The organism is Ruminococcus sp. AF37-20, from assembly GCF_003460465.1.
Taxonomy (GTDB): domain Bacteria; phylum Bacillota; class Clostridia; order Oscillospirales; family Ruminococcaceae; genus Hominimerdicola; species Hominimerdicola aceti.
In genome coordinates, this window is record NZ_QTVE01000036.1 from 1 (window position 1) to 8,829 (window position 8,829).

10 protein-coding genes are annotated in these 8,829 nt (G+C 37.9%); 7 read left to right on the forward strand and 3 right to left on the reverse strand.

All coding sequences use genetic code 11. From position 1 onward, the window contains the following. Positions 1-50 precede the first annotated feature (50 nt). From DW015_RS12575 to DW015_RS13510, 4 genes are read left to right on the forward strand one after another with little or no spacing between them, the layout of a single operon-like run. Positions 51-641 carry a SpaA isopeptide-forming pilin-related protein gene (locus DW015_RS12575; protein ID WP_117905873.1) on the forward strand — a complete coding sequence of 197 codons (591 nt, stop codon included), beginning with the start codon at positions 51-53 and terminating at the stop codon, positions 639-641. Beyond that, on the forward strand, positions 638-964 hold the full coding sequence (locus DW015_RS12580; protein WP_117905874.1) for a DUF3852 domain-containing protein: 327 nt from the start codon (positions 638-640) through the stop codon (positions 962-964). Before DW015_RS12575 ends, DW015_RS12580 begins: the two co-directional genes overlap by 4 nt. 17 nt (positions 965-981) lie before the next feature. After that, a complete protein-coding gene (locus DW015_RS12585; protein WP_117905875.1) occupies positions 982-1,509 on the forward strand; it encodes a hypothetical protein in 528 nt (175 codons plus the stop codon). A gap of 12 nt (positions 1,510-1,521) precedes the next feature. Continuing rightward, positions 1,522-1,674 carry a hypothetical protein gene (locus DW015_RS13510; protein WP_181979930.1) on the forward strand — a complete coding sequence of 51 codons (153 nt, stop codon included), beginning with the start codon at positions 1,522-1,524 and terminating at the stop codon, positions 1,672-1,674. Positions 1,675-1,786: 112 nt separating this feature from the next. Here the strand turns inward: DW015_RS13510 and DW015_RS12590 are convergent, their stop codons facing one another. Then, complete coding sequence (locus tag DW015_RS12590; protein ID WP_117905876.1) at positions 1,787-2,329, reverse strand: hypothetical protein; 543 nt, start codon at positions 2,327-2,329, stop codon at positions 1,787-1,789. A 175-nt stretch (positions 2,330-2,504) separates the two neighbouring features. Between DW015_RS12590 and DW015_RS12595 the strand changes: the two genes are divergently transcribed. Beyond that, positions 2,505-3,584 carry a DUF3991 domain-containing protein gene (locus DW015_RS12595; RefSeq protein ID WP_117905877.1) on the forward strand — a complete coding sequence of 360 codons (1,080 nt, stop codon included), beginning with the start codon at positions 2,505-2,507 and terminating at the stop codon, positions 3,582-3,584. A gap of 78 nt (positions 3,585-3,662) precedes the next feature. Here the strand turns inward: DW015_RS12595 and DW015_RS13515 are convergent, their stop codons facing one another. Both DW015_RS13515 and DW015_RS12605 read right to left on the reverse strand, forming a co-directional pair. Further along, on the reverse strand, positions 3,663-4,277 hold the full coding sequence (locus DW015_RS13515) for a GHKL domain-containing protein (protein WP_195247636.1): 615 nt from the start codon (positions 4,275-4,277) through the stop codon (positions 3,663-3,665). 683 nt (positions 4,278-4,960) lie between these two features. Beyond that, positions 4,961-5,674: a LytTR family DNA-binding domain-containing protein gene (locus DW015_RS12605; protein ID WP_117905879.1), complete on the reverse strand. Its 714-nt coding sequence runs from the start codon at positions 5,672-5,674 to the stop codon at positions 4,961-4,963. 238 nt (positions 5,675-5,912) lie between these two features. Between DW015_RS12605 and DW015_RS12610 the strand changes: the two genes are divergently transcribed. Both DW015_RS12610 and DW015_RS12615 read left to right on the forward strand, forming a co-directional pair. Beyond that, positions 5,913-6,338, forward strand: coding sequence for a hypothetical protein (locus DW015_RS12610; RefSeq protein WP_117905880.1), 426 nt, complete (start codon positions 5,913-5,915; stop codon positions 6,336-6,338). Positions 6,339-6,501: 163 nt separating this feature from the next. After that, positions 6,502-8,829, forward strand: a 2,328-nt coding sequence (locus DW015_RS12615; protein WP_207659390.1) for a hypothetical protein, incomplete at its 3' end; no start/stop codon positions are given.

An 8,829-nucleotide genomic window follows, 5' to 3' on the forward strand; every position in this document is an offset into this window, starting at 1 on the left:
ATACTTTGATTGTTTTGTATGTGTCAAGTTTTATTATACAGGATTAATATGTGCTTAAAGAAATTGCCGCACCTGACGGATATGTGATTGCGACGGACATTAAGTTCAGCGTTGATATTTACGGCAATGTTACGGTAGAAAACGTTGATTCAAAAGCCTTATCAGATAACGGCTATCCGCTTATAGTTATGGTGGATGATACGACTAAGGTTCGTATTTCAAAGCAGGACGTTACAACAGGCGAAGAATTGCCGGGTGCTACTTTGCAAATTATCGACGAGAACGGAAATGTTGTTGAAGAATGGGTATCCACAAATGAACCACATATGATCGAAGGGAAACTTATTGCCGGCAAGGAATACACACTTAAAGAGATCATAGCACCTGAGGGTTACGAGATAACAAATGAGATAAAGTTTACTGTGAATGCTGACGGAACTGTGACCGAGGTCGTTATGTACGATGAGCATACGCCTGATCTTGAAACCCCTCCTACGGTCATAATAGACACTCCTAATACAGGTGTATCCGCAGACAATAGTGCTGAGCTTTATCTCGTAGCCACAGCGGTTATTATGGTTTTCGGTATGCTCATATGCAAGAGGAACGGTAAGGAACAGAGAAAGGATGATGTGAAATGAGATCTAAAAAGAAATTGATCGCAGCAGCAAGTTCGGTGTGCTTTGCGTCTATGCTGTCGCTAACAGCTTATGCTTCGGGCGATGTTGCGGGGGCGGTCACAAGCACTTGGACTACGGCAAGATCGCAGGTCGTATCAGTCGTAAACAATGTGGTGTTTCCCGTAATAGACGTGATACTTGCGGTTCTGCTGTTTGTGAAGATAACACTCGCATATCTCGATTACCGCAAACACGGTCAACTTGAATGGACGCCGATCGCTATCATTTTCGGCTGCCTGATCTTTTCTCTGACCTGTCCGCTGTACATCTGGAGCATAATCTGATATGGGGAGGAATGAATATGAAAGCAAAAGTAATGACTGCAATTTTAGCAGCGTTTATGCTGACAATGACAGCCTGCGGAACAATCAGTCCGCCGATCCAGAATGCTGTTACGGAAACTACGACTACTACAGCCGAGTCCATACACGACTCGGCTGCCTCTTCGGAGGATGAAAAGATAAAAACAGACACCTTTATTGCCGAATTTTTCGGTTCCGATATATCCTTTGTGGATACAAGTGAATTGGTAGCGGAAGCTATGAAAGGCTGTTCTTTTGATAATGAAATCGATGATTCAAATGGTGTGCAGAAGATAACGCTTAAAGGCACAAACGGCGGTGGTTCTATTGAGGTGATGTGTATTGATCTAAGTCAGAGTGATCTTGATCACGATATGGAATATATCCTTGAAAACTTCTGGGATTACTATTTTGGACAAACCTCCGCACAGATGAGCGGTATCACTGAGGACGATTTTGTGTCCGATTATCGCATGGTTAATTCCGTTGTTTCAAAGGGGAAATTTCAGCATTACGGCTCGATATAGAAAACCGACGGCATGGCTTCTCAGTTCGGATACACGGAAACCTATGCCGTGCTGAATGAGAACAAGCTGACCGTGGTGTCGGGTGCGTTTCTCAGCTCTGATATGATGGAAAGGCAGAGTTTTTCGCAGTTGATGGCTAAGTTTGCAGTGAATGTGAAGTACTGATTTGAAATGAAAAAGGACTGAGGTTGGCTCAGTCCTTTTGATTGTGTGTGATACAAACTGGAAGTTATCAATTAGAATTATAATTCCGTCACAAATTATATCTGTTGCCTATTTAAAAGTTCAGATTATGATGATATTTTTTATTTTTTAGATAAGCATTTTTATCAAAAAAATCATCATCGAACAATTCCACTTTTTTACCATACTCAAATAAGTATTTAAATGTAAATGGAATGTTGAATTTATTAGAAAAATGATATAAATTATAAAAATAATCTTGAACTTGTTGATTCATTAAAATACGTTCAACTTCATATTTAAAAAAATCAAATTCTCTGTTTGATATTATTTTTTGTCTTTTTAAATAGCAAATATATGAAAAGTATGATAAGGTCTTGTCTACTTTTAATTCTAATTCACCGCTCCCATGAAATTGCTGAGAATACCATTTTTTATCGTAATCGAAAAAATATATTATATCTTTTATATCTTTGTCTGTTCTAATTTTTTCAGTTAAATCATTTATATATCCGGCTCTTTTTAACAGAACATTATTCCTCCATTGATGAAATCCGAATACTCCTCCTAAAATCACCAAGAAAACAGAAAGTACTGAGGTAATATCGGATATTGATATTTCATTTGTAAAAGTCATTTTTATCTTCTCCCAAAATAAACAATTATTAAATCTTTATAAACCAATAATTTTGTCATGTGTTAATACCCGTAAGTCAAAGCTTTCAAACGGTAAATTTCAATTTATCTTATCATCCATTATATCACACCAAACCCGAAAAATCAACTAAATCAAAAAGAAATCAGGTGATACAATGCCCTATATCCCATTCACAGACGAACAAAAAGTGCTTGCCAACAGCGTAGACCTTGAGCAGTTTCTCAGAATGAGAGGAGAAAAGCTTGAACGTGTGGGCAGAGAGCATAAGCTCATATATTACGACAGCTCAGGCAAGCACGACAGTATAACTATCCGTGGTTCAAAATGGTTCGACCATAAAAATCAGACAGGCGGCGGAGCAATAAAGTTTATGCAGGAGTTTTATGGTATGGACTTTCAGACTGCGGTACAGGAACTGTTGGGACAGAGGGTAACTCCGCTGTCCCACAGTCCGCCGAAAGCTATCGCAAAGGAAGAAAAGAAAGAATTCAAGTTGCCCGAAGCAAATAGCAATATGCACAGGGTCTATGCCTACCTGATAAAACAGAGATTTATTAATCCAAACATTATCTCACATTTTGCAAAGCAACACACACTTTATGAGGACAAGGAACATCACAATGCAGTGTTCGTAGGCGTTGACGAAAACGGCGTTCCAAGGCAGGCACACAAGCGTTCAACTAATTCTTATGGAAATAGTTTTAGAATTACTTGTGAGGGTTCAGACACAAGATACAGCTTTGCACATTTCGGTGAAAGCAAAAGGCTTTATGTGTTTGAGGCTCCCATAGATATGATGAGTTTTCTTACGCTTTATCCGAAAGACTGGCAAAAGCACAGCTGCATTGCAATGAACGGAGTGTATGAAAATGCTGTTTTAACGGCGTTAAAAAGCCATTCTAATCTGAGTGAAATTGTGCTTTGCGTGGATAACGACGAGGGCGGCATCGAGGCTGTTGACCGTCTAAGGGATATTCTAAATGAGAACGGATATTCAAACGTCAAACGCCTTGCACCGCCGTACAAAGATTGGAACGAGGTGCTAAAAGCGAAGAATGACACTCCTGCTCTGCCTGCTGTACCCAACAAGCATAAAGAAGAATATCATCGTCAGGTGGAAAATCTGCAGTATCTCAAATGCCGTCCGGATAAGCTGACGTCTCAGATCAATGCCGCCTTCAAAAACGAACAATACAAATATCTCGCCGAGTATGCACTTGCATTATCCCCTTAACAAAGAAAAACACAAATAAACCGAATAGGAGCTATTACAAAGCTGTTGTATGTCACCATAACCATACAACAGCTTTTATCATTTGATTGGAAACTCCAATTCCAGAACAAACTCCGGGAACTGCTTTGGTATTCTCATCTCTCCGCCAAGCTTTTCGACAGTCCTGCGAATGTTGTATAACCCAAAGCCGTGATTATCTTTGTCGAGCTTAGAGGTTTCTGTGGAATTTTTGTTGTCTGGATTTGGATTTGATAATTTAATCACCTGAACATTCTGTACAACAGCACATTTCACCGTTATAACAGCCGAATCGGTTAAGCTGAGTTTTTCACAAGCCTCGATAGCATTATCCAAAGCGTTGGAAAGCATTGTACATAGATCGACTGCAGGAATCTCATCGGAAATAAAACCGCTGAATTGAATCTGAGTGCCGATATTTGCGGCTGATTCGCTTTTCTCCGAAAGTATCGAATCAGCGATCTGATTTCCGCTTGAAAACTTATTTGCATCAATTATCTCCTGCTTGGTTATACTTTTTACATAGTCAAGTGCTTCATCAAGCTGTCTTTTCTCAAGCGTTGCCTGCAAACATATCATATGATTTTTATAATCATGACGAAATTCTCTCAAATCGTCTGTAAGCTTATTGATCTTTTGGTAATGCTCAACTTGACCTACCATCTGTTTTTCCATTATTCCTAATATGCTTTCGTAGTATTGCCGTGAAATACTGCTGAATACAAATGAAATAATAATTGTCAAAAAAGTCATAATGGTCAGCACTGTCAAGAAACTGTTTATTTTATTATCAAAGAACAACTCGCTAGATTCAACAGCCATGTTTCCACAAAGCTCTCCGATAAAAACCAGGACAATTAATATCAATATATATAATCGTTTTGGCAGTAATCTTATGCTGTTCCTGATTTGATTTTGATGATTTTTTTGAAGAAATCTGAGTAGGATTAATACAACAATATTAAAAATCATAGATGAAAAATTTAAAACCGTTGCTCTGTCAAAATCTTGTACAAATAAATCAATCAGTATGCATCCAATTGATTGGAAAATAGAATCTAAAATCAGTACAATAACCGAAATATATACAGACCATAATTTTTTTGATTTGAATATTGACAAAATGCAAATTAGTAGAAATGCATAATAACATATTGTTGCCGTTAGGAAAATAACAGGTTTGTCATGATTTCTATACCAGGAGCAAATAATTCCGGAAATCAAATACATAAGAAATACAGTCACATATTTTCTCCTGTACTCTTTGGTTCCATAAATAAGACTCATGGTTTGGATAATCGTAAATAAATATAGTATAGATATTACTGTAAATTCAAATGTGTGTACTAAATTCATTTCTATTCTCCTATACTTTTTCTTTTAAGATAATTCAGATATTTGCTTTTAAAGTCCTTGAATTTAGAGCTTGAAATAAGCGCTTTTTGACCGTTAGAAAATTCAATTTCCTTTTTACTGTAGCCGATTATGTAATTGAAATTGACGATATACGAGCGATTTGAGCGATAAAAATACGCCTCATTCAATTCTTTCTCCAACAAAGAAATTTTGTTTGAATAAAGAAAAATTCCTTGAGCTGTGACAACTTCCGCATAGATATTGTCGGCTTGTGCATATATTATTTCGTTTTCGGGTATCGTTATATTCTTTTGATTAACAGTATCCTTAACTACTATATAAGCAGTTTTTGCTAGATTTTTTATAACAGAATCCAAAGCTTCGTACAAATCCTCTTTTTCAAACGGTTTAACGAGAAAGCGAAAAGCATTAACTTTCATACTGTCAAAAACAACGTCCTTATAGCTGCTCACAAATATTACGGTAGTATCAACATTGCGTTTCCTCAATACCGAAACGGTATCGAGTCCGTTTTTATCTGTCATTTGATGATCCATAAAAATCAAGTCAAAGGACATATCGGCAGCTAAGAGTTCCATGCCGTCGGAATATTCGTATATAATAAAATTAAGACCATGCTTATCTGCATATATGTATAATTCTTCAGACAACGTTTTTCGAAAAAAAGACTCATCATCGCAAACTGCTATATGCATAATAACCTCTCCCTATTATTTTCTGATATTTTTTGTTGTTCTTATTATACAATATTTTGACATTAATTTCAAGCTATTTTGAGCTTTACAAGAAAAAAAGGGGTGTTTACAAGAATTTTGTAGCCTGTTTTAGAAATCGGTGTTATCTTAATGGCATCGATTTGTAAAGGAGGCAAATAATATGTTCTATAATTTTTGGCTTGCATTTTATAAATTCTTCAAGTAAGGCGGTGCGGTTATGCCGATAGTTGAACACCAGTATCTACATTATAAAAATGTTTTATGTTTTGAAATGCAGCTTGATTACGGAGAAATAGAGGACTTTGCCCAAAGAATCGATTATAGTCTTGACGTTTTAGATCTATCCCGTGACGGGAAAATTGTTATTACTCAAAAATCCCCTTTTCTTGAGTTTCTGATTCCTGTAGATAAACAATTTTCAAGCAGCAAGCATTACCGCTATAAACCGGAGTTCAAACTTGTAAATGCTATAAGGACAAGACATTACGGTTCTTTCGACAGTATTCAAAACAAAGTGGAGGAGCTTAAGAAGTATATTCAAGACCAGTCTTTTTTGCCCGCTACCCCTCCGTACTTCATTGTTCAGGATATTAAAAACAATATTTATGATGTATATATTGGTATCAATGAAAACATTTTATGAAATGTGAAAACGAGGTCGGATTTTAGTAATCTGATCTCGTTTTTGTGCCTTTACAAGGAAAAAGGGGGTGTTTACAAGAAATTTGTTGAGAACAGCATGATTTTGTAGTATTTTTATGGAGTTAGTAAACTAACAAGAATAAATAATTATGGAGGTAGTAAATATGTTCAAACCAAAAACAAAGTCACGGCTAAAGCGAACGCTGTCAGGAGCACTGGCTTTAGCTATGACCGCAAGCCTAGCTGCGGTCATGCCTGCGGCAGCGGAAGAAACAGCAAAGTATCCTTATGCGATTTTTGCTGCCGACGAAGCTGCCGGCATTAGCGTAAACACCGACAGCTTTACTTTAAACGGCAATGCATATACAAACGGCATGTTTTCGACAACCGCTCAGTATCCCAATATCAACGGCACTGTTACGGATCACGATGATATTGGAGAAGATAATACAGGGGAAAAAGGAAACGAAGACGTATTTGACGTAAGTAGGGATATGATACTCATTCATACCAAGCTGACAGACAAATATTTTACCGAAAGCTGCGATACATACAACGAAGACTACACATATTCCGATATGAATGTTAATATAAATAATTCTGTCTACGTTACGGGCAAACTGAATCTGGACGGCAATATCAGCCTGAATAACGCTGTGGGAGCAGTTTCAGACGTTGATCTTTCCGGCGGAAATCTTAACGGCAACAACACGGTTATTTATTCAAAGTTCGGCGATATTGACATCTCAAATAGTCAGGCTTCGGTAAACGGACTGATCTATGCTCCGTTCGGAACTGTTACCATAGACTGCGACAACTTCAATATGAACGGACTTATCATTGCTCAGAATGTTGTTATCGACGGATACGGAGCGAATATCAACTACAGCAGCTCGTGGGCAGAGCTTGTCGGTACAGAATCCGAAGAACTTAGTTGGACATTTGATGACTGGCAGTATCTTGCCGATACAGACGATGACGGTCTGCCTAATCTTATTGAAAAGGAAATAGGCTCTGATCCTTATAATCCCGATACGGACGGTGATAATCTTCCTGACGGGTACGAAGCGTTAACGCTTGGAACCGATCCAACAAAGCCTGATACCGACGAAAACGGTGTGTCAGATTATGATGAAGATTTTGACAATGACGGACTTTCTAACGGACAGGAATATGAGCTTGGCACAGAGCCTTACAATGAGGATACCGACGGCGACGGTCTTAAAGACGGAGAAGAGATCAACACTTACGGGACTGATCCGCTTAAGGTTGACACCGATGAAGACGGGCTTGAGGACGGCGACGAGATCTACTTTGAAACCGATCCGCTGAATCCCGATACAGACGGAAACGGTACCCCTGACGGTGATGAAAAGCGTTTCCAAACATTTATTCATAAGGTAGAAAATGAAGATTGCGCTGTTACCGAGGTTCGTGTGTCTATGGAGGGCACGGGAAATCTTCAGAAGACCACAACTGTTGAAAGCATTATGAATAAAGACATTCTTTGTTCTGATGTTGTGGGTTTGATTGGTGAGCCTTTTGAGATCGAAACGACTTCGAAGTTCGATAAGGCTACGCTTACATATGTGATCGATAAGTCTAAGCTTGGTGATACTGAGTTTGACAACCTACTGTTTTTATGGTATGATGAAGAAAATGACAATTTTGTAGAGCTTGATACTGTGCTTGATGAGGAGAACTCTACTGTAAGTGTGGAAACTACTCACTTTAGCAAATATATGATCGTTGACGGAAAAGAATGGTATAGAGCATGGCAAGATATTTACACTAAAATAAACGAATCAAAAGGCCAGCATATTCCAAATGCAACTGTATTAATATCAAAAAGTTCAAATATATATAATGTTAATAACGCAAATCGAAATGAACTTATAGTTAGTAATATTGTAGTCTCAATGTCGGATTCAGATATTATGAGCTTTTTGACCTACCAGAATGCTGGTGGAATGAACACCGATTTTACGAATGTCAAAAGTGCGTTGAAATGGGATCCGATTTATTACAGCAGAACTGCTAATGCTAGTTATGGAATTGGTTTAGCAGCAGTTATACTCAATGATGAGGCTATGGGGTATAACTCTAAAATTATTTTTATTACTGACAGCAGTGTATCAGTTGACAGTAGATTTCTTAAGCTTGCGATTAATAACAAGATACCTATTTACTTTTTCTGTATTGGTGATTTTAATACAGCTGCATTGATAGGTTATGCACAGCTGACAGGCGGCAAGGTATACTCTGCTAAAACCGCTGCTGAAATAAATCAAAGCTGTAGTGAAATAGGTTCAAAGACCTTCGCTGGAGAAAAAGACACTGATGGTGACGGTTTTACAGATATTGAAGAAATGAGCGGACTTATTGTAAGCTCAAATTGCAAAATTGTTAATACCGATTATATGAAAGCTGACACGGATGATGACGGCCTTGATGACAATGAAGAAGTCGATGTTGAGCTTACGAAGGTTGAA

Bases quoted from the DNA above. Each gene is read 5' to 3' on its own strand.
- DW015_RS12580 (WP_117905874.1), top strand. From the start codon at position 638: ATGAGATCTAAAAAGAAATTGATCGCAGCAGCAAGTTCGGTGTGCTTT.
- DW015_RS12585 (WP_117905875.1), top strand. From the start codon at position 982: ATGAAAGCAAAAGTAATGACTGCAATTTTAGCAGCGTTTATGCTGACA.
- DW015_RS13510 (WP_181979930.1), top strand. From the start codon at position 1,522: ATGGCTTCTCAGTTCGGATACACGGAAACCTATGCCGTGCTGAATGAG.
- DW015_RS12590 (WP_117905876.1), bottom strand. From the start codon at position 2,329: ATGACTTTTACAAATGAAATATCAATATCCGATATTACCTCAGTACTT.
- DW015_RS12595 (WP_117905877.1), top strand. From the start codon at position 2,505: ATGCCCTATATCCCATTCACAGACGAACAAAAAGTGCTTGCCAACAGC.
- DW015_RS13515 (WP_195247636.1), bottom strand. From the start codon at position 4,277: ATGGAAAAACAGATGGTAGGTCAAGTTGAGCATTACCAAAAGATCAAT.
- DW015_RS12605 (WP_117905879.1), bottom strand. From the start codon at position 5,674: ATGCATATAGCAGTTTGCGATGATGAGTCTTTTTTTCGAAAAACGTTG.
- DW015_RS12610 (WP_117905880.1), top strand. From the start codon at position 5,913: ATGCCGATAGTTGAACACCAGTATCTACATTATAAAAATGTTTTATGT.